This is a genomic window from Agromyces selenitireducens (assembly GCF_052748465.2).
This window is the reverse complement of record NZ_CM188259.1, coordinates 2,258,379-2,279,232: the sequence shown is the minus strand read 5'-3', so window position 1 is coordinate 2,279,232 and position 20,854 is coordinate 2,258,379. Positions and strand designations below refer to the sequence as shown.

Here is a 20,854-nt window from a genome sequence, read left to right as displayed (position 1 = left end):
CATCCGCTCTGCCGGGGTCGTCCTGCTCCACGCGCGCGGCGTCAGTCCGCCGCGATCGCCCGCCCGGCCGCGCGCCCGGTGAACAGGCAGCCGCCGAGGAACGTGCCCTCGAGCGCGCGGTAGCCGTGCATGCCGCCCCCGCCGAACCCGGCCGCCTCGCCCGCCGCGTACAGTCCGTGCACCGGGGTGCCGTCGGCGCCGAGCACGCGCGAGGACAGGTCGGTCTGGATGCCGCCGAGGCTCTTGCGGGTCAGGATGTGCAGTTTCACCGCGATGAGCGGCCCGGCTTTCGGGTCGAGGATCCGATGGGGCGGCGCGACCCGTACGAGCCGGTCACCGCGATAGCTGCGGGCGCCCCGGACGGCGGTGAGCTGCAGGTCCTTGGAGAACTCGTGGTCGACCTCGCGGTCGCGCGCGACGATCTCGCGTTCGACGTTCGCGGTGTCGAGCACATCGCCCGGCGACAGGCTGCGCATTCCGGCGAGCAGTTCGGGGAGCGCCTCGGCGACGACGAAGTCCGCACCGCGCTCCTTGAACCGCTCGACGGGCCCGGGTGCCCCGGGACCGAGGCGCTCCGCGAGCAGCCGCAGGTCCTTTCCGGTCAGGTCGGGGTTCTGCTCGCTGCCGGAGAGCGCGAACTCCTTCTCGATGATCCGCTGCGTGAGCACGAACCACGAGTGGTCATGACCGGTCTTCGCGAGGTGCTCGAGCGTGCCGAGCGTGTCGAAGCCGGGGAAGAGCGGCGGAGGCAGTCGCCGCCCGGTCGCGTCGAACCACAGCGACGACGGTCCGGGCAGGATTCGGATGCCGTGCAGCGGCCAGACGGGGTCGTGGTTCCGGATGCCCTCGGTGTAGTGCCACATCCGGTCGCCGTTGACGAGGCGGGCGCCGGATGCCGCGGCGATGCCGAGCATTCGGCCGTCGACGTGTGCGGGCACACCCGAGAGCATGCTCGCGGGTGGCGTGCCGAGTCGCTCGGGCCACGCGGCGCGGACCAGGTCGTGGTCGCCGCCGATGCCGCCGGACGCGACCACGACGGCGGGGGCCCGCAGCTCGAACTCGCCCGTGACGTCGCGATTGGACGGCGCCCCGCGAGGCGCGTCGTCCGGTGCGAGGGTCGCGCCGCGGACGCCCACGACCGAGCCGCCGTCGACGACGAGCTCATCGACGCGGTGCCGGAACCGGAACGTCACGATCCCGGCCGCCTCGCCCGCGCGGACCTTCGCGACGAACGGGGCGACCACTCCTGGCCCGGTGCCCCACGTGATGTGGAACCGGGGCACGGAGTTGCCGTGGCCGACGGGCATGCCGCCGCCGCGCTCTGCCCAGCCGACGACGGGGAAGAAGCGGAGTCCCTTCTCGCGGAGCCAGGCGCGCTTCTCGCCGGCGGAGAACTCGAGGTACGCCTCGGCCCAGCGCCGACCCCATTCGTCCTCGTCGCGGTCGAAGCCGGCCGAGCCCAGCCAGTCCTCGCGCGCGAGCTCGAGCGAGTCGTGCACGCCGAGCCTCCGCTGTTCGGGCGAGCCCACCAGGAACAGGCCGCCGAACGACCACCACGCCTGACCGCCGAGGTTCGCCTCGGGCTCCTGGTCGAGGATCGCGACGCGCCTGCCGGCATCGACGAGTTCGGCCGCGGCGACGAGGCCGGCGAGGCCGGCTCCGACGATCACGGCGTCGAACTCGGTGGGGGATCGACGGGTCGGGTCGGCCACGGGGACTCCTTCGTCTCTGGCGGGGCCGGCGGTGAGGCCGCCCCGGTGCGATGGGGCCGAGCGGATGCTACTCCTCGAAGGTGTTGACCATGGCGAACGCGGCCCGTTGGAGATAGTCCCACAGCGTCGCCTCCGCGACGGGCGGCAGGTCGAGCGTGTCGACCGCGGCGCGCATGTGCGCGAGCCAGCGGTCCCGTGCGTCCGGATTCACCTTGAACGGCAGGTGGCGCATCCGCAGCCGGGGGTGGCCACGCTGCTCGCTGTACGTCGTCGGCCCGCCCCAGTACTGCTCGAGGAACATCAGCAGGCGCTCCTCGGCGGGACCGAGGTCCTCTTCGGGGTACATCGGCTTCAGCACCGGGTCGTCGGCGACGCCGCGGTAGAACTCGTGCACGAGGCGCTGGAACGTGGGGCGTCCGCCCACCTGGTCGTAGAAGCTGGGGGAGGGCAGGTTCACGCGGTGTCCTTCGGCGGGGTGTCGGGCAGGGTGCCGGCGTCCGTGGACGGCGGGGTCGCGGCATCCGTCGTCGCCACGCTGCCCGTACCGGTGATCGACTCGGCGGCTCGCTTCGCCCGGAGCTCGCGCTTGCCGACGGGCTTGGCGACCACGGGGCTCGGCGCGGTCTTCGGCGGCTTCGCGCCCTTGACCCGGGTGACGCCGTCGAAGCCGGAGAGGATCACGCTCGACAGGCTGGGCAGCTTGAGCCCGAGGTCGTCGAGCGCCCGCTTCAGCCGCATCCGCAGCTCGCGGGCGACGTCGTCCTTCGACGACGTGCGCACCTTCATGACCACGCGGATCACCATCGCGTCGGCGGAGATCGACTCGAGTCCCCACACCTCGGGCTTCTCGAGGATGCGCGAGCGCCACTTGCCGTTCTGCGCCATCTCGGTCGCGGCCCGCAGCAGCGCCGCCTCGACCGCGTCGACGTCGGCCTCGTACGGCACGGCGAGGTCGACGATGACCCGGGCCCAGCCCTGCGACATGTTGCCGACCCGCGTGATCTCGCCGTTGCGCACGAACCACAGCGTGCCGTTGACGTCGCGCACCGAGGTGACGCGGATCCGCACCTCCTCGACGATCCCGGACGCGGGTCCGAGGTCGACGATGTCGCCGACGCCGAGCTGGTCCTCGGTGACCATGAAGAAGCCGTTGAGGGCGTCCTTGACGATGTTCTGCGCTCCGAAGCCGAGACCGGCGCCGATCGCGGCGGACAGCAGGGTGAACGACCCGAGGATGTCGGGGGCCAGGACGTTCACGACCGCCAGCACGACGACGATGAACAGGGTGATGTTCACGAAGTTCGTGAGCACGGACCCGAGCGTGCGAGTGCGTTGCACCAGGCGCACGGCCGCGAGCGGGGATGCCGCGAGCGCCTGGGTGTCCTCGACGTGCTGCTTGCGCTTCACCCCGGTGACGATCCGGTTGACGGTGCGGTCGATGACGAAGTGCAGCAGCCAGCGGATCACGAACGCGAGCAGGACGATCGCGGCGACCGTGATCACGTCGGTGAGGAGCACGCCCCACCAGCCGGCCCAGAACGCGTCGAGCTGCGACGGGACGTCGACCTGGTCCGGGGCCGGCTCTTCGAAGCGGAGCATGGTCCGGAAGTCTATTCGACTCTGGATCGGGTGATCCTGCGCGCCGGCGCGCCCGCGGCCGGGCGCCGACCCCGGCTGTCGTCGTTCGCGTCAGCCGGGGTCGTGCTCGTTGCCTAGGCCGAAGCGGTGACGGATGCCGCGTCGCGGTCGCGCGCGGCGAGCGCGCGCTCGAGTTCGGAGAGCTGCTCGGCCACGAGGCGGTGCAGCGGCGCCGGCTCGGCGTGCCCGTCGAGCCAGGCCCGGATCCGTGCGGCGATGCCTGCGTCGACGACCGGCGCGGGGAAGAGCCGCTTCACGATGAGCGACGCCATCGTGAAGCTGCGCTCGGCCCAGACCCGTTCGAGCATGCCGAGGTAGTCGTCGACGGTGCCGGCGAGCAGTGCGGGGTCGATGGTGCGCTGCCAGCCGTCGGCGATCGCGCGGGCGACGTCGTTCGACAGCGTCGCGTCGGTCGCGACCCGGCGCCACGCGGCATCCTTCACCGCCCGGTCGGGTCGGGCCGCGCGCGCCGTCTCGGCGAGCTGACGGCCCTTGGCCGTGTCGTCGGCGGCGAGCGCCGTGTCGATCTCGTCGTCGGATGCCGCACCGAGCGCAGCACGCGCGATCGTGATCTCCCAGCGCAGGTCGAGGTCGATCTCGAGCCCGTCCAGGCGTGCCGATCCGGTCCGAAGCGCGTCGAGCACGTCGGCATGTGCGGGCACGCACGCGAGGCGCGTGAACGCCTTGACGAACTGCAGCTGCGCGTCGGAACCCGCAGGGGCGAGCTCGGCGAGCGCCCAGACCGCGTCGGTCGCCTCCTCGGCGAGCAGGTCGCGGTGGCCGTGGGCGAGGTAGCGCGACACGGCGAGCTCGAGGCGCGCCAGTGCGAGCCCGCGCGCGGCGGACTGCGTCTCCTGGCCGACGTTGGCGATGACGAGGCGCACGAAGTCCGACGCGGGCAGTTCGGCGTCGCGCACGCCGTCCCACGACGACCCGAGGATGACGGCGCGCGCGACCGGATCGGAGACCTCCGACAGGCGGTCCCGGGCTGCCGCGAACGAGTCGGCGTCGAGCCGCACCTTGGCGTAGGTGAGGTCGTCGTCGTTCACGAGCAGCAGCGCCGGACGCGCCAGCCCGACGAGCTCGGGCACGTCGGTCGACGGGCCGTCGATGTCGAGCTCGACGCGGTGCACGCGCTCGAGCCTGCCGTCGACGTCGTCGTACAGTCCGATGGCCACGCGGTGCGGGCGAAGCGTCGGGTGCGACGCGGCCGCGGACTGGAGCACGCGCGCGGCGGTGATCGTGTCCGCGGCACTCGTGTCGAGCCCGGTCGAGGCATCCGCCTCGACCTCGAGCCGCAGCGTGTTCACGCCCGCCGTCTCGAGCCACTTCGCCGACCAGTCGGCGAGGTCGCGGCCGCTGGCCGCCTCGAGCTCGGCGAGCAGGTCGGCGAGCGTCGCGTTGCCGTCGGCGTGCCGCGCGAGGTACGCGCCCACACCGCGCTGGAACTCCTCGAGGCCGACCCAGGCGACGAGCTGCTTCAGCACCGACGCGCCCTTGTCGTACGTGATCGCGTCGAAGTTCACCTCGACGTCGCCGATGTCGTCGATGACGGCCACGATCGGGTGCGTCGACGGCAGCTGGTCCTGCTCGGCGGCGTGGGTCTTCTCGTCGGTCGCGAACGTCGCCCACACGTCGGCGAACTCCGTGATGCGCGAGGTCGCGAGGGTCGACGCCCAGGTGGCGAACGACTCGTTCAACCACAGGTCGTTCCACCACCGCATGGTGACCGAGTTGCCGAACCACATGTGGCTGAGCTCGTGCAGCACCACGATGGCGCGCTGCTCGCGGCGCGCGTCCGAGACGCGCGAGCGGAACAGGTACGACTCGTTGAAGGTGACCGCGCCCACGTTCTCCATGGCGCCCCAGTTGTACTCGGGCACGAAGATCTGGTCGTACTTGCCGTAGGGATACGGCACGTCGAACGCGGTCTCGTAGAACGCCAGGCCGTCGCGCACGAGCTCGAACATCACGTCGGGCTCGGCGTACTGCGCGAGCGAGCGACGCGTGAAGAGGCCGAGCGGCACGTCGCGGCCGTCGGTGCTCGTCGCCGACGCATGCCACGACGCGTACGGTCCGGCGATGATGGCGACGATGTAGCTCGAGATCACCGGGCCGGTCTCGAAGGCCCAGGTGGCGGTGCCGGATGCCGCGCCCGGGGCCGGCTCGGGTGAGGGCGCGTTGCTCAGCACGGTCCAGTGCTCGGGCGCGGCGATCGTGAACCGCACCGCCGCCTTCAGGTCGGGCTGGTCGAACGCGGCGTACACGCGGTTGGCCTCGGCGACGGCGAACTCGGTGTACAGGTACGCCTCGCCGTCGACGGGGTCGACGAACCGGTGCAGGCCCTCGCCCGTGTTCGTGTACTCGCGCGTCGAGACGACCCGGAGCTCGTTCTCGGGGGCGAGGTCGTCGAGCCTGATGCGGTACCCGTCCGACACGGATGCCGCGTCGAGTGCGACCCCGTTCAGGACCACCTCGTGCAGCTCGGCCGTCGTCGACTCGATGAACGTCGACGCGCCGGGCGTCGCGGTGAACCGCACGAGGGTCTCGGAGCGGAACCGCCCGTCGTCGCCCGTGAGGTCGAGAGTCACGTCGTACGCGGGGGAGCCGATGAGCGCGGCGCGCTCCTCGGCCTCCGCCCGCGTGAGGTCGGGGCGACCCATCGGCTACGCCTCCCGTGCGTCGCGGGCCTGTGCGGCGATGGCGCGCTCGACCCCGGCGAGGCTCTCGACCACGAGACGGCGCAGCGCCGGCGGCGCGTCGGGGTTCGCGTCGAGCCACCCGCGGCTGGCGTCGACGAGCGCCGCATTCGCGAGCGGCGACGGGTACAGGCCGTCGACGAGCTTCTCGGCGATCGCGTAGCTGCGCTCCTCCCAGACGCGCTCGAGCATGCCGAAGTAGCGCTCGACGAACGCCTCGAGCAGCGCCGGGTCGGCGGCGCGGAGGAAGCCCGCCGCGGTGTCGCGCACCACCGAGTTCGACGCGGTGTCGACGTCGACGAGCGATGCCCACGCGCGCTCCTTCGCCTCGACGGTCGGGACGGCGGCGCGCGCCTTCGCGGCGGCCTCGCGGCCGGTCGCGGTGTCGTCGGTCGCGAGGCGCGCGTCGATGTCGCCGTCGTCGGCGCGACCCGCCGCGGCGAGTGCGACGAGCAGCTCCCAGCCGAGGTCGGTGTCGACCGAGAGCCCGTCGAGGGTCAGCACGCCGTTGTACAGGGCGAGCAGGTCCTCCTGGTGGGTGCCGTGCTCGGCGATCGACGCGAACGCCTTGACGAACTGGAACTGCGCGTCACTGCCCGGCTCGGCCTGGCTCGCGAGCTCCCAGAATCCGTCGGCGAGCTGACGCAGCGCATCCGCCCGCCCGCCCGGGTCGGTGTACGCGCTCGCGGCGAGGATCGAGTTCGCCAGCACGATGCGCAGCGTCGTCGACTCGGTCTCGCTCGCGATGTTGCCGAGCACCAGCGCGAGGTAGTCGCTCGCGCGCGTCTCGGCGTCGCGCGTGGCATCCCACACCGAACCCCACACGAGCGCACGCGCCAGCGGGTCGTCGATCTCGGACAGGTTGCCGAGCGCGACGCCGTGCGAGGCGCGATCGAGGCGGATCTTCGCGTACGCGAGGTCCTCGTCGTTGAGCAGCACGAGGTCGGGGCGGGCGAGGCCGACCAGCTCGGCGACCTCGGTGCGCTCGCCGTCGACGTCGAGCTCGACGCGGTGGTCGCGCACGAGCTTGCCGTCCTTCAGGTTGTAGAACCCGATCGCGAGGCGGTGCGGGCGGATCGTCGGGTACTCGGCGATCGCGGACTGCAGCACCGCGAACGACGTGATGCGCCCGTCGTCGTCGGTCTCGATCTCGGGGCGGAGCGTGTTCACGCCTGCGGTCTCGAGCCAGAGCTCCGACCAGGCCGAGAGGTCGCGGCCGCTCGAGACCTCGAGCTCGGCGAGGAGGTCGGCGAGGGTCGTGTTGCCCCACGCGTGCTTGCGGAAGTAGGCCGAGACGCCGGCGAAGAACTCATCGACGCCCACCCACGCGACGAGCTGCTTCAGCACCGAGCCGCCCTTGGCGTACGTGATGCCGTCGAAGTTCACGAGCACGTCCTCGAGGTCGCGGATCTCCGCGACGATCGGGTGCGTCGAGGGCAGCTGGTCCTGGCGGTACGCCCAGCTCTTCTCCATCGCGTTGAACGTGGTCCACGCGCCGTGCCACTCGGTGGCCTCGGCGGTGGCGATGGTCGACGCCCACTCGGCGAACGACTCGTTCAGCCAGAGGTCGTTCCACCACTTCATCGTGACGAGGTCGCCGAACCACATGTGGGCGAGCTCGTGCAGGATCGTCACGACGCGGCGCTCCTTGACGGCATCCGTCACCTTGGAGCGGAACACGTACACCTCGGTGAAGGTGACCGCCCCGGCGTTCTCCATGGCGCCCGCGTTGTACTCGGGCACGAACAGCTGGTCGTACTTCGCGAACGGGTACGGCACCCCGAACTTGCGCTCGAAGTACTCGAAGCCCTGCTTGGTCTTCTCGAAGATGTAGTCGGCGTCGAGGTACTCCGACAGGCTCTTCCGCGCGAACACGCCGAGGGGGACGACCCGGCCGTCGGCGCTCGTGAGCTCGTCGCGCACCACGTCGTAGGGGCCCGCGATGAGCGCGGTGATGTAGCTCGAGATGCGCGGCGTCGGCTCGAACGCCCACGTCTTCGCTCCCTCGTGGGCGTCGACCGGCTCGGGCGTCGGCGAGTTCGACACGACCTGCCAGTGCGCCGGCGCGGTCACCGTGAAGCGGAACGCCGCCTTGAGGTCGGGCTGCTCGAACACCGCGAACATGCGGCGCGAGTCGGGCACCTCGAACTGGGTGTACAGGTACACCTCGTCGTCGACCGGGTCGACGAACCGGTGCAGGCCCTCGCCCGTGTGCATGTAGCGGCCGTCGGCGACGACCGTGAGCTCGTTCTCGGCCTTCAGGTCGGGCAGCTGGATGCGCACGCCGTCGCTCACCTCGGCGGGGTCGAGCGGCTCGCCGTTCAACGTCACCGAGTGCACGGCCGCGGTGATCGCGTCGATGAACGTCGAGGCGCCGTCGCTGGCGCTGAAGCGAACGGTCGTCTCGGTCCGGAACACCTCCGGCCCCGTGGTGACGTCCAGGCGGACGTCGTAGTCGTGCACCGTGACGAGCGCGGCGCGCTCCTCGGCTTCGATGCGGGTGAGGTTCTCTCCAGGCACTCGGCTCTCCATCTGCGTCGAACGGATGCGTCGCCACGGGCGTTCGTGGGCCCGGGCAACCCGAATAGCCTAGCCCCGCGTCACCCGCGCCGGGAGGGGTCCTGCGCTCCCTAGACTTGGCGCATGCGCATCCACATCGCGACCGACCACGCCGGCCTCGAGTTCAGCCGGACGCTGCAGGCGCACCTGGCCAACGGCGGCCACGAGGTGATCGACCACGGCCCGGTCGAATACGACCCGCTCGACGACTACCCGGCCTTCTGCATCAACGCCGCGCTCGCCGTGGCGCGCGACCAGTCGGCGGGCGTGAAGACCCTCGGCATCGTCTTCGGCGGGTCGGGCAACGGCGAGCAGATCGCCGCGAACAAGGTCCGCGGCATCCGCGCGGCGCTCGTCTGGAGCATGGACACCGCGATCCTCGCGCGCCAGCACAACGACGCCAACGTCATCTCGATCGGCGCCCGCCAGCACACGGTCGAGGAGGCGATCCGCTACATCGACGCCTTCATCGCCGAGCCGTTCTCGGGCGACGAGCGCCACGTGCGCCGCATCGCGCAGCTCGCGGAGTACGAGACCACGGGCGACATCGCCGGCAGGGGCGTCGATGTCTCGGCGTAGCTCCACACGGCGCGTCCAGGCGCCCGCCGCGGGGGAGTAGCGCGCGTGCCCGAGGGCCATTCCGTCCACCGCATCACCCGGCAGTTCGAACGCAACTTCGTCGGTCACGTCGTGCGCGCCTCGAGCCCGCAGGGCCGGTTCGCCGAGGGCGCGGCCGACCTCGACGGGCGACGGATGACGGATGCCCGCGCCGTCGGCAAGCAGATGTTCCTCGGCTTCGAGGGCGACCGGTGGCTGCGCGTGCACCTCGGCATGTACGGTGCGTGGGACTTCGCGGGCGACATCCTGATGGACGCCACGATCGCGTCGTCGAACGGGCGCATGGGCCAGACGAACCAGAGGGGCACGTTCCTCGACGGCCCGAACCCCGATGCCGTCGTCCTCGACACCGCCGGCGAGAACTCGCTGCACTCGATCGGCGCGCCCCGTCGCACGCGCCTGCGCATGTCCGAGTCCGAGAAGGAGCAGAACGGCTTCGACACGTTCCCGCCCGAGCCGATCGGGCAGGTGCGCGTGCGGCTGCTCACCGACACCGTCGTCGCCGACCTCCGGGGACCGACCGCGTGCGAGGTGCTCGACCCCGCGCAGGTCGAGCAGGTCGTCGGCAGGCTCGGCCCCGACCCGCTCATCGACGACGGCCCCGACGCGGAAGAGCGGTTCGTCGGCGTCATCCGTCGCAAGCCCACCCCGGTCGGCCTGCTGCTCATGGACCAGAACGTGGTCTCGGGCATCGGCAACGTCTACCGCGCCGAACTGCTCTTCCGCGCCCGCCTGAATCCGCACACCCCCGGCCGGCTCGTGCCCGAGGAGACCGTGCGCGAGCTGTGGCACGACTGGTCGCGGCTGCTGCGCATCGGCGTCGAGACCGGCCAGATGATGACCATGGACGGGCTGGAGGGGCAGGCGTGGCGCGACGCGATGGCCAACCGCGACGACCGCCACTGGGTGTACAAGCGCGAGGGACTGCCGTGCCGGGTGTGCGGCACGAACATCGCGCTGGAAGAGATGGGCGCCCGCAAGCTCTACTGGTGCCCGAACTGCCAGGCATAGGAGCGCCATGAGACAGAACCCGAGCTTCACCCTCGCGAGCGAGGACGGCGTCAAGCGACTGGTGCGCGAGCACCCGTGGGCGACGATCGTGTCGATGACGGATGCCTCGGGCCTCGTCGCCTCGCACTACCCGGTGCTCCTCGACGAGGCGGCCGACGGCATCGTGCTGCTCACGCACGTCGGCCGCCCCGATGAGGTCGTGCACGAGCTCGGCCGCCACGAGGTGCTCGTCATCGTGCAGGGACCGCACGGCTACGTCTCGCCCGGCTGGTACGACGCGAACCCCGCGGTGCCGACGTGGAACTTCGTCACCGCCCACCTCCACGGCACGCCCGAACTGCTCGCGCCCGACGAGAACCTCCGTGTGCTCGACGCACTCGTCGACCACTTCGAGCAGCGCTTGCCCGAGCCGCGCGGCATGCGGTCGACTCCCGAGAACGCCGCCTACGCGGAGCGCATCGCCTCCGGCACCGTCGGCCTGCGCATCCCGATCACCCGCTTCGTCGCGAAGAACAAGATGAGCCAGAACAAGCCCCCCGAGACCGTCGACCGCATCGTCGCCGAGCTCGAGGGCGACGGCCCGTACGCGAACCCGGCACTCGCCGCCGAGATGCGGCGCACCCACGAGGCGCTCCGGGCGGCGCGCGCGTGAGCGGGGCGGATGCCGCGGCGCCGGCCGCGCTCGTCCTCGCCGGCGCCCGCCTGCCGGGCGAGGAACTCCCCGTCGACGTGCACCTCGACGGCGGACTCGTCCGCGGCGTCGTCCCCGCGGGCTCGCGCCCGCTCGCGGCAGGCGCCCGCCGCATCGAACTGGCCGGCAGGTGGGTGGTCCCCGGGCTCTGGGACCGTCACGTGCACATGGCGCAGTGGGCCATGGCCGCCCGCCGCATCGATCTCGGCGCCGTGACGGCGGCGGCGGAGGCGGCCGAGCTCGTCGCGGCATCCGTTCGCGCCGGCGCCGACGAGGTGATCGGCATGGGGTACCGTGACGGACTCTGGCCGGACCGCCAATCCGCCGCACTGCTCGACCGCGTCGCCGGCGACGTGCCCGTCGTGCTCGTCTCGGGCGACCTGCACTCCTGCTGGGTGAACACGGCCGCGGCACGCCGCCACGGCCTCGTCGATGAGGCCGGCGCGAGCGGGGTGCTGCGCGAGGAGGACTGCTTCCGCCTCGTGCGCGAGCTCGACGACGTCGCCGACGGCGTGCTCGACGCATGGGTCGCCGACGCCGCGCGCGCGGCCGCTGCGCGCGGCGTCGTCGGGATCGTCGACTACGAGATGCGCTGGAACCGCGACGACTGGGCCCGCCGCGCGGCGAACGGCGTCGACGCGCTCCGGGTGCGCTTCGGCGTCTACACGCAGCACCTCGAGCGGGCGTCCGAGGCCGGACTCCGCACGGGCGACGTCGTCGAGGGAACGGGCGGGCTCGTCCGCGTCGGGGGCTACAAGGTCATCACCGACGGGTCGCTCAACACGCGCACCGCCTGGTGCGTCGACGCGTACCCGGGCCTCGGACCGGACGAGCACCCGTACGGCGTGGCCAACGTGCCCCATGACGAACTCGTGCCGCACCTGCGCCGCGCCGGTGAGATCGGCCTCGACCCGGCCGTCCACGCCATCGGCGACCGGGCCAACGAGCGCGCCCTCGACGCCCTCGAGGCGGTGCAGCCGAGCGGATGGCACCGCCGCGCGTCCATCGAGCACGCCCAGCTGCTCCGGCACGACGACGTCGCCCGGTTCGCCCGCCTCGGCATCGTCGCGAGCGTGCAGCCCGAGCACGCCATGGACGACCGCGACGTCGCGGACCGCTATTGGGCCGGCCGCACCGACCGCGCCTTCATGCTCCGCGACCTCGCCGCGGCCGGCGTCGAGCTCGCCCTGGGCTCCGACGCGCCCGTCGCGACGCTCGACCCCTGGGTCGCGATCGCCGCCGCCGTGGGCCGGACGCGCGACGGCCGCGAGCCGTGGCATCCGGAGCAGGCCGTCGACGTGAGCGTGGCGCTCGCCGCGTCCACCGACGGCGCGGGGGCGGAGATCCGCGAGGGCATGCCCGCGGACCTCGCCGTCGTCGAACTCGACCCGTTCGCGGCATCCGTCGACGGCCTGCGCCGGATGCCCGTCGCGCTCACGCTGCTCGGCGGCCGGATCACCCATGGGGAGGGCTGACGCGGTCTCCGGCTCAGCATCAGGCGGCTCCGGCGCCGCCGGGTGGCTCGGGGCAACCCAGCAGGGCGAGGAGACGGCGGCCCTCCGATCTCGTGTCCTCTTCGCTGTCGACGACGTGGACCACGTACACGTCCTGGTCGCCCGCGCGGAGGTCGTCGTACTCGGAATCGGGGGTATGCGCCAGTCGCCGGGCCAGGCCGACCATCGCACTGAGGCCCGGGCCGTCCGCTGGGCCGCCATGCGCGAGCACGGACGCGGCCACGGCGACGGCCCGACCCAGAGCGGCAGGGTCGTCCACGCCGCGCGGACACAGCCACTCGAGCCTCGCGTCGACGTAGCGTGCGGCTCGGAGCTCCGCGTCGGGGCCCTCGGCGGCCGCGGCCTCGAGGTCGCGGAGCACCGCGTCGGCATCTCCCGCCGCGAGCTGGACGGCGAGGCGAGGCGCGTCGGTCGTCGTGTGCGAGTGCCCTGCGAGCGCGAGGGCGGCGGCTCGACCCACCTGCGACGGATCGTCCCGAGCGCGCGCCTGCAGCACGGTGAAGGCGCGGTCGTCGCTCGACGAGACCAGGCGTCCGAGCGCGCGATCGCGCAGGATCGGATCGGTGGCCGACTCGGTGGCGAGCGCGAGCAGTGTCGGGACGACATCATGCGGCGACGCCTCCAGTGCGGCGAACGCCCGGTCCCGCAGTCGGGGATCGCCCTCGCGGATGACCCCCTCCAGCACGGGTACGGGCAGGTCGGCGCCGAGCGCGCGCAGACCTGCAAGCGCCGCGCAGCGGTCGGGGACGGAACCCGGGACGTGGTGCTCGAGCACGGCCATGAGTGCCGGGACCGCGGCGTCGTCGCCAATGCCGACGAGCGCACGGATGCAGTCGAGCCGGTCCGGCTCGGCCGGGTCGGCCACCATGCGAGCGAGCTCGGGTGAGAGGTCGACGAACCTCGGCTCGTCGAGGAGGCCGAGCAGGTGCCGGCGCCGTCGCCGATCGGGCGACGACGCCGGTCCGTCGAGGCCGTGGATCGCCGCGACGACGACGGCGGGTCGTTCCTCGGCGACCGAACGGAGCAGCTCGTCGGCGTCGGTCGGCCGCCACCCGGACGACGCGAGGCCGGCGATCGCGGCGAGCGCCGTGACGGCGACATCGGGGTCCTCGCTCCGTACGGATCGCGTCAGGAGTCCCCACGCACCTTCGGTCAGCTCGGGGATCGCATCGCGACCGGCCTCGCGCAGGTGGTCGCCCAGCACCTCGAGCGTCCGCACGCGGAACGCGGGGTCGGGGTCGGTCTCCATGATCAGGCGCGACAGCGCCAGGAGCTCGTTCGCAGCCACGCGGCCGGATCCGACCAGCCGGGCCAGCGCCGCGGCGCGGATGTCCGCGGACCGCCGCGCGGCGGTCTCGTCGACCCGCCACGAGCCGAATCGGCGCCGGTAGCCCACCAGGCGCATGACCTCTCGAGCGTCGCCGCGCGCAGCGGGATCGAGTGCCTCGGCACGGCGCCGGCTCATCGCATCCTCCCCGTCCAGTCTCCCGCGACGAGACGGCTCCGGCAGAGACGAAGGACCCGTCGGGTACTCGCACCGCCGACGAGCGCGGGGGATAGCCCCCGCCCGATCCGGGTGCCGACCGGCTGGGGCGGCGTCCCCTTCGGCGGTTGGCTGGAGGCATGCCTGGACCCCGTCGCCCCCGCGCCGTGCTCGTCTCCGCCGGACTCCTGCTCGTCGCCTCCGGGACCGCCGTCGCACTCGCCGCCTGCTCGATCGGCGGGCCGGGTCGAGTCACGACCGTCGGCGAGGTCGACTTCGACACGCCGCTGCCGGTCCCGCCCCTCGCCCGATCCACGGTCGAGCCGGACGGCACGCGCGTCTTCGACCTGGAGGCGCGGGCCGGCACGACCGAGTTCACGCCCGGCGCCACCAGCGAGACATGGGGGTTCAACGGCGCGTACCTCGGCCCGACGCTCGTCGCCGAACGCGGCGAGAGGGTGCGCGTCGATGTCGCCAACGCGCTCGACGAGGCGACGACCGTGCACTGGCACGGCATGCACCTGCCCGCCGAGATGGACGGCGGCCCGCACCAGATGGTGCAACCGGGCGACATCTGGTCGCCCGAGTGGACCGTCGACCAGCAGGCCGCCACGCTCTGGTACCACCCGCACCCGCACGGCGAGACCGAGCAGCATGTCGCCCGCGGCCTCGCCGGAATGTTCCTGCTGCGCGACGAGGCCGAGGCCGCGCTGCCGCTCCCGCGCGAGTACGGCGTCGACGACCTGCCCGTGATCATCCAGGACGTCGCGCTGACGGACGAGGGTCGCCTCGAGACCGCGCCGCAGGGGTTCGCCGGCCGGCTCGGCGACGAGCTGGTCGTCAACGGGGCGCGCGGCCCGTACGCCGACGTCCGCGACGAGCTCGTTCGGCTGCGCCTGCTCAACGCGTCGACCGCGCGCAGCTACGCGTTCGGATGGGACGACGGCCGTCCGATCGACCTCATCGCGACCGACGGCGGGCTGCTCGAGGCATCCGTCGCCCTCGAACGCGTGATGCTGTCGCCCGGCGAACGCGCCGAGGTGCTCGTGCGGATGGAGCCGGGGGAGCGCCGCACGCTGCAGTCCGTGATGACGCCCGAGGCCGCCGGGCTGCAACCGGTCGTCGCCGGCATCAACGGCGCGACCGACGAGTTCGACGTGCTCGAACTGCGGGCGGCGGACTCGCTCGACGCCTCGCCCGAGGTGCCGGAGCGGCTCGCCGAGCTGCCGCCGGTCGAGACCGACGTCGCCGCGACGCGGATCTTCGAGCTCGAGGGCTTCGAGATCAACGGCCGGCAGATGGCGTCGGACCGCATCGACGAGACCGTCACGGTGGGCACCGCGGAGCGCTGGGTCGTGTCGAACCCGAGCGGCATGCCGCACAGCTTCCACGCGCACGACGTGCAGTTCCGCGTGGCATCCGTCGACGGCGCGCCGCCGCCACCCGAACTCGCCGGATGGAAGGACACGATCCACGTGCGACCCGAGACCGAGTACGAACTGATCCTCCGCTTCGACGACTTCGCCGATCCGGACACGCCGTACATGTACCACTGCCACCTGCTGTGGCACGAGGACCAGGGGATGATGGGCCAGTTCGCCGTCGTCGAACCCGGTCAGCGTGCGACGATGACCGAGGAGACGAACGACCATGACCACCACTGAGCCCACCACCGCACCGGCCGCCCGGCCGCCCGTCGCGTCGCCCACGGCCGAGACGACGGATGCCGCGCCGCGACGCGGCGGCTACGGCGCCCGCTGGGCGGCGCTGCCCCGCGAACTCGGCTACCTGCTGCTCGGATTCCCCGTCGCGGTCGTGGCATTCACCGTACTCGTCACGCTGTTCTCCACCGGGGTGAGCCTCATCGTGGTCGCCGTCGGCGTCGTCGTCGTGCTCGCCGCGCTCTACGCCGCGCGCGGCTTCGGCACGTTCGAGCTCATGCGACTGCGCTGGGCCGGTCGCGCACCCGTGCGGGAGCCTCGCTGGCAACGCGGCCCCGCAGGAGAGAGCGCCTGGGCGTCGTTCCTCCGACCGCTCATCGACGGGCACTACTGGCTGTACCTGCTGCACGGCATGGTCGTGCTCCCGATCGTGTCGCTGTTCAGCTGGATCGTGACGGTCGTGTGGACCTCGGTCGCGCTCGGCGGCCTGACGTACTGGATCTGGGCGTGGACGTTGCCGCAGCCCGATCGGGCGTTCCGTCCGAGCGAGTGGCTGCTCGACCGGGTCGTCCCCGGCGGCGCCGACGCGGCCGGCATCGAGCCGCTCGTCGCGGAGTCGATCGCGCAGTTCCTGCTCGGCGCCCTGTTCCTGCTCACCCTGCCGTTCATCGCGGGCGGCCTGACCCGCCTGCATGAGGCCGTCGACCGCGGCATGCTCGGCGCGTGGCGGTCCGAGGCGCTCGAGCGCCAGGTCGCGCAACTGTCGGCCTCGCGCGGCGCGGCCGTGCAGGCGGAGGACGCAGCGCTGCGACGGCTCGAGCGCGACATCCACGACGGCCCGCAGCAGCGCCTCGTGCGACTGCAGATGGACCTCGCCGCGATCGAACGCAAGCTCGACGCCGACCCGGAGGCCGCCCGCGCGCTGCTCGGCGAGGCGCGCGAGCAGGCCCGCGACACGCTCGACGAGCTGCGCGCCCTCTCCCGCGGCTTCGCGCCGCCGCTCCTGCAGGACCGTGGCCTCGCGAGCGCGCTCGAGTCGCTCGCCGCACGCAGCCCACTGCCCGTGACGCTCGAAGTGCAGGTGCCGACGGACGCCGCACTGCCGGCCGCCATCGAACGCAACGCCTACTTCATCGCGGCCGAGCTGCTCACGAACGCGGTCAAGCACGGCTCGGCGAGCGCCATCCGACTGCGGCTCTCGACGCGCGACACCGGCGCGAGCGGGCACTGGCTCGACCTCTGGGTGACCGACAACGGCCACGGTGGTGCGGCGTCGATCCCGGGACACGGGCTCGCGGGCCTCGACGAGCGCGTGCGGGGCCTCGGCGGGTTGCTCGTCGTCGACAGCCCCGCGGGCGGTCCGACCGTGATCGGCGCGCACTTCCCGTACGTCCCGGAGCCCGCGCACGGCGCTCCGGCGCCCTCGTCGCCGCCCGCCGGGCCGGGCGCCGTCGATGCTCGCTAGGGTGGGACGGTGACCGACCAGGCCGCCCCCGCCGCCCGCGTGCGCGTCGTGCTCGCCGAGGACTCGATGCTGCTGCGCGAGGGGCTCGTCCGCCTCTTCGACGAGGCCGGGTTCGAGACCGTCGGCGCGTACGGCGACGCCGACGCGTTGCTCGCCGACCTCGAGCGGGCGGAACCGGATGTCGCAGTCCTCGACGTGCGCATGCCGCCGACGTTCCGCGACGAGGGCGTGCGCGCCGCCATCGAGCTGCGCCGGCGCTCGCCGGGGCTCGGCGTACTGCTGCTCAGCCAGTACGTCGAGGGAACGTACGCGCACGAACTCCTCGCCTCGGCCGACGGCGGCATGGGCTACCTGCTGAAGGACCGGGTGGCGTCGCTCGAGGACCTGCAGGACGCGGTGCTGCGCGTGCGCGACGGCGGCACGGTGCTCGACCCGCAGGTCGTGCGCGAGCTCCTCGCGCGCCGCGGCGATCCGCTCCGCTCGCTGACGCCCCGCGAGCGCGAGGTGCTCGAGCTCATGGCCGAGGGCCGCACGAACGCAGGCATCGCCTCGCAGTTGTTCATCGGCGTCGGCGCGGTGGAGAAGAACGTGACGTCGATCTTCCAGAAGCTCGGACTCGAGGACTCGGGCACCGACCACCGTCGAGTGCTCGCGGTGCTCACCTGGATGCGGCGCTGAGCGGATGACGCTGCGGCCGGGCGGGCCGCACGTCGGTGCTCACGCGCCGGGGCGCAGATAGGGCGGCGGGGTCGAGGTCCGGCGGGGCACGTAGCGTTCCCAGTTCCGTTCGAAGTTCCGGAACGCGAAGGTCGCCGGAATCGCGGCCAGTCCGATCGCGAGAACCGCGCCCAGCGCGATGGACCATCCGAGCGGCACGCCGGCGGCGAGTGCGATGCCGCCCAGGAACAGGCCCCAGACGCAGGTGTCCACGAGGAGCAGCAGGATCCCCGAACTGCCGAGGAGGTGGCTCCACGTGCGCGTCCGCAGGAAGGAGTACGTCCGGTCGATGCTGTCGCGGTCGTCGGCGGAGGACGCGAGGAGGTACGGCTCGATCTCCGGGTCGAGTTCGACGTAGGCGCCGCGGAGCCGGTTCATGGCGAGGACGTACATCAGGTCCTCCTCGGCGACGTTCATGACGCGGAAGAGCGTGAGCAGCCCCATCACGCTGAGGAACGCGAGGATCGCGAGGGCCGCCCCGGTGAACCATCCGTCGAACCGCGTCGCCTGGCCGAGCACGCCGATGGTCAGCAGGCTTGCGGAGACGAGCGTGAGGAAGATCGTGATGCGGGTGAGGACCTCGACCTGCGCGGTGCTGCATGCGGCGAGGAGACCCCAGTGCTCGGTCGCGAGCATCTGCACGCGCCGCGCGGAACGCGCATCGGTGGACCCGTCGGCAGCCGTCGGTCGCTCGGATGCCGGCGGAGCCGGGTCGGGCCCGGGCGAAGCCGCCATACCGGCATTCTGCACCCGGGCCCGGATCCACGCACCTGTCGCGCGCGCAGTGTCGTGTTGCTCCTTACTTCACGCTCGTGTGCGCGGCGAGGAACCAGCGGTCCTTGTCGAGGCCCTGGCGTATCTCGATGGCCACGTCCTGGCTGGCCGGGTCGAGCTCCTCGAGCCCCTCGATCGCGGCGTTCACCCTCTCGGTGGCGACGTCGATCTGCGCGACCACATCGGCGATGGTCTCGTCGGACTGCTTGAAGCCGGCCTTCGGGTTGACGGCGTCGCTCTCCTTCGCGATCGTCGCGAGTCGAGCGTCGATCGGCAGGCCGAGCGCCACGACCCGCTCGGCGGCGAGGTCGGCCCATGCCTGCGCGTGATCCACCACCGTGTCGAGGAACTCGTGCACCTCGAGGAAGTCGCGGCCGCGGACGTTCCAGTGCGCCTGCTTGCCGTTGACGGCGAGCGCGGTGAGCTCGTGGACGACCGGGGTGAAGAACTGCGAGACGCCCGAGGCGACCTCGGGGTCGGCGCCGGCCTTGATCGCGGCCGATTTCTTGGGAGCCGTCTTGGAGTCGGTCATGTGGTCCCCTTCCACTCGTTGACGTACGCGTCAAACGCTACGCCGACGGTCGAATGATGACACAGCGGACTTCGCCGATTCGGAGGGGGTTGACGGGCTGGTGTGGAGGGGATGACGGTCAGTTGCTCGCCGGTCGAGGATGGTGGGCGCCGCGGTGGATCTCGATGACACTCGCGCGCCCGGGCGAGGCCGGGTCGTCGGTGATCTCGCGATCCGCCATGAAGCTGCGGATCACATGAGAGAGCTCTCCGGGGTGGCTGAAGTTGATGGCGTGGGCGGCGCCGCGGATCCCGACGAGGAGGACGTGCGAGTCGACCATCGCTGCGACCTCGTGCACGCGGTGCGGCGGTGGGAGAAGCGGATCGCGATCGCCGATGACGACGAGGGTCGGGATGCGCAGCTCGAGGAGGCGGTCCAGTGACGGGTACTGCGTCAGGGCGCGGAACATCCGGAACGTGCTGCGCACGCCGAATCGAAGGTAGTCGGGTGCCGCGACTCCGATCATCCGCGGCGGCTCACGCATTCCGTCTCGGCTGAGTTGCCGCGCGGCGCGCGAAAGCGGCTGGTTGTACGCGCCGCCGGCGGGGGAGACCAGAACCGCTCGATCGATCCGATCGGGGTGCTGACGGGCGAACTCGATGATCACCGGACAGCCCATCGAGTTCCCGACCAGCGTCGCCTTCTCGGCCCCGCGGTCATCGAGGAAGCGTGCGGCGGCGTCCGCCAGGTCGGGGACGTCGAGCGCTCCCGGTACCCGCTGGCTCCTTCCGAAACCCGGAAGGTCCGGGACGAGGGTGTGGAATTCGCGGCCGAGTCGCTCGGCCGTCGGCAGGAGGTATCGACCGCTCAGGCCGAATCCGTGGATGTGCATCATCAATGGCGCATCCGGTGGGTCCGGCGATTCGCGGTAGAAGACCTCGATCCCGTCGATCTCCGTCCAGCGTCCTGTCAGGGCCGACTCAGGACGACTCGGGTGGCGGCGGGACCGGTGACGGGATCCGGCGGGGGTGCGGGAGGGAGACGTCATCCCGACCCGCCCCCGCCGACTGCGGACCGCTGTCCGGCCGGCACCGTCCGCCGCTGCGTCGACTCGGCGATCAGGCCGCAGACCGCCAGTCCGCCGGTCACGGCAGCCCCTCGCCAGTACGGCGCGGCGATCCACGCCACGTATGCGGCAGCACCGATGGAGACCGCGAACGCGGTCGTCGCGACAGCCGACGATGCTCGCGCTCCCCCCAGCACGAGCGTCCCGGCGAGCACCATCCCGGCGCCGCCGAGAAGGGCCAGCGTCGCGGCGACGAGGGGCGCCTCCGGCGTGGCGAACAGCGCCGCCCCGAGGGCGACCTGGACTACGCCGCCGAGCCACCCGAGATTCGCGATGACCCGCGTTCGTTCGGATCGGGGAGCGGTCACGACGCATCCTCCCAAGGCCGCGGTGCCTGCCGTCGGGACCAGCGTACGCCCGAATCCGCCCGCGATCACGGCGCGGACAGCATCGGAGGGGATGACGGTGTCTGGATGCAGGACATCGTGGACGGGTGTCTCACGGCATCGTGAACGTTCCGGGGTGCTCGTGGCACGCGGATGGCACGAATCGCATCCGGTGCGAGTCCGGAGTGAGCGAGCAAGGGAGCGAAACGCCGTGAACAGGCGTTTCTCGGTGGAGGGGATGACGGGAATCGAACCCGCACCATCAGTTTGGAAGACTGAGGCTCTACCATTGAGCTACATCCCCGCGCGCCCGCTCGCGGGCACCCGATCATCGTAGTACACGATGACG

The 20,854-nt window shown here is 72.2% G+C and carries 17 protein-coding genes and 1 tRNA gene; 7 read left to right on the top strand and 11 right to left on the bottom strand.

What is annotated here, in order from left to right; all coding sequences use genetic code 11:
* Positions 1–41: 41 nt before the first annotated feature.
* The 5 genes from ACULK4_RS10585 to pepN (ACULK4_RS10565) all read right to left on the bottom strand — a co-directional run bounded on the left by ACULK4_RS10585 (position 42) and on the right by pepN (ACULK4_RS10565) (position 8,569).
* Entirely contained in the window at positions 42–1,712 is a 1,671-nt protein-coding gene (locus ACULK4_RS10585; protein ID WP_445964386.1) for an FAD-binding dehydrogenase, read from the bottom strand.
* Between the two features lie 67 nt (positions 1,713–1,779).
* The gene (locus ACULK4_RS10580; protein ID WP_445964710.1) at positions 1,780–2,163 is read right to left on the bottom strand and encodes a globin; all 384 of its coding nucleotides are present in this window, start codon (positions 2,161–2,163) and stop codon (positions 1,780–1,782) included.
* Positions 2,164–2,165: 2 nt separating this feature from the next.
* Positions 2,166–3,311, bottom strand: coding sequence for a mechanosensitive ion channel family protein (locus ACULK4_RS10575; protein WP_445964385.1), 1,146 nt, complete (start codon positions 3,309–3,311; stop codon positions 2,166–2,168).
* A gap of 113 nt (positions 3,312–3,424) precedes the next feature.
* Positions 3,425–6,013 (bottom strand): aminopeptidase N, encoded by a 2,589-nt coding sequence (gene pepN / locus ACULK4_RS10570; protein WP_445964384.1) that lies wholly within the window; start codon positions 6,011–6,013, stop codon positions 3,425–3,427.
* A gap of 3 nt (positions 6,014–6,016) precedes the next feature.
* The gene (gene pepN / locus ACULK4_RS10565; protein WP_445964383.1) at positions 6,017–8,569 is read right to left on the bottom strand and encodes an aminopeptidase N; all 2,553 of its coding nucleotides are present in this window, start codon (positions 8,567–8,569) and stop codon (positions 6,017–6,019) included.
* Positions 8,570–8,692: 123 nt separating this feature from the next.
* Here pepN (ACULK4_RS10565) and ACULK4_RS10560 point away from each other — a divergent pair, with 123 nt between their 5' ends.
* From ACULK4_RS10560 to ACULK4_RS10545, 4 genes are read left to right on the top strand one after another with little or no spacing between them, the layout of a single operon-like run.
* Positions 8,693–9,187 (top strand): ribose-5-phosphate isomerase, encoded by a 495-nt coding sequence (locus ACULK4_RS10560; protein ID WP_445964382.1) that lies wholly within the window; start codon positions 8,693–8,695, stop codon positions 9,185–9,187.
* A gap of 45 nt (positions 9,188–9,232) precedes the next feature.
* On the top strand, positions 9,233–10,237 hold the full coding sequence (locus tag ACULK4_RS10555; protein ID WP_445964381.1) for an Fpg/Nei family DNA glycosylase: 1,005 nt from the start codon (positions 9,233–9,235) through the stop codon (positions 10,235–10,237).
* 7 nt (positions 10,238–10,244) lie between these two features.
* Positions 10,245–10,889, top strand: a complete 645-nt coding sequence (locus ACULK4_RS10550; RefSeq protein ID WP_445964380.1) for an FMN-binding negative transcriptional regulator — start codon at positions 10,245–10,247, stop codon at positions 10,887–10,889.
* The gene (locus ACULK4_RS10545) at positions 10,886–12,403 is read left to right on the top strand and encodes an amidohydrolase (protein WP_445964379.1); all 1,518 of its coding nucleotides are present in this window, start codon (positions 10,886–10,888) and stop codon (positions 12,401–12,403) included. The genes ACULK4_RS10550 and ACULK4_RS10545 overlap by 4 nt, the downstream gene beginning before the upstream one ends.
* Positions 12,404–12,422: 19 nt before the next feature.
* On the opposite strand, the gene ACULK4_RS10540 is transcribed toward ACULK4_RS10545, so the two are convergent.
* On the bottom strand, positions 12,423–13,907 hold the full coding sequence (locus tag ACULK4_RS10540; protein WP_445964378.1) for a HEAT repeat domain-containing protein: 1,485 nt from the start codon (positions 13,905–13,907) through the stop codon (positions 12,423–12,425).
* A gap of 158 nt (positions 13,908–14,065) precedes the next feature.
* On the opposite strand from ACULK4_RS10540, the gene ACULK4_RS10535 reads away from it, so the two are divergent.
* The 3 genes from ACULK4_RS10535 (at position 14,066) to ACULK4_RS10525 (ending at position 17,729) form a co-directional block, all read left to right on the top strand.
* A complete protein-coding gene (locus tag ACULK4_RS10535) occupies positions 14,066–15,589 on the top strand; it encodes a multicopper oxidase family protein (RefSeq protein ID WP_445964377.1) in 1,524 nt (507 codons plus the stop codon).
* Entirely contained in the window at positions 15,576–17,051 is a 1,476-nt protein-coding gene (locus ACULK4_RS10530) for a sensor histidine kinase (RefSeq protein ID WP_445964376.1), read from the top strand. Before ACULK4_RS10535 ends, ACULK4_RS10530 begins: the two co-directional genes overlap by 14 nt.
* Before the next feature lie 66 nt (positions 17,052–17,117).
* A complete protein-coding gene (locus ACULK4_RS10525; RefSeq protein ID WP_501043385.1) occupies positions 17,118–17,729 on the top strand; it encodes a LuxR C-terminal-related transcriptional regulator in 612 nt (203 codons plus the stop codon).
* Positions 17,730–17,768: 39 nt separating this feature from the next.
* Here the strand turns inward: ACULK4_RS10525 and ACULK4_RS10520 are convergent, their stop codons facing one another.
* The 5 genes from ACULK4_RS10520 to ACULK4_RS10500 all read right to left on the bottom strand — a co-directional run bounded on the left by ACULK4_RS10520 (position 17,769) and on the right by ACULK4_RS10500 (position 20,809).
* The gene (locus ACULK4_RS10520; RefSeq protein ID WP_445964374.1) at positions 17,769–18,503 is read right to left on the bottom strand and encodes a hypothetical protein; all 735 of its coding nucleotides are present in this window, start codon (positions 18,501–18,503) and stop codon (positions 17,769–17,771) included.
* Between the two features lie 64 nt (positions 18,504–18,567).
* Positions 18,568–19,074, bottom strand: coding sequence for a Dps family protein (locus ACULK4_RS10515; protein ID WP_445964373.1), 507 nt, complete (start codon positions 19,072–19,074; stop codon positions 18,568–18,570).
* Positions 19,075–19,192: 118 nt separating this feature from the next.
* Entirely contained in the window at positions 19,193–19,948 is a 756-nt protein-coding gene (locus ACULK4_RS10510) for an alpha/beta fold hydrolase (protein ID WP_445964372.1), read from the bottom strand.
* A 149-nt stretch (positions 19,949–20,097) separates the two neighbouring features.
* Positions 20,098–20,487 carry a hypothetical protein gene (locus tag ACULK4_RS10505; protein ID WP_445964371.1) on the bottom strand — a complete coding sequence of 130 codons (390 nt, stop codon included), beginning with the start codon at positions 20,485–20,487 and terminating at the stop codon, positions 20,098–20,100.
* A gap of 248 nt (positions 20,488–20,735) precedes the next feature.
* Positions 20,736–20,809 (bottom strand) — tRNA-Gly (locus tag ACULK4_RS10500).
* Positions 20,810–20,854: the final 45 nt, after the last annotated feature.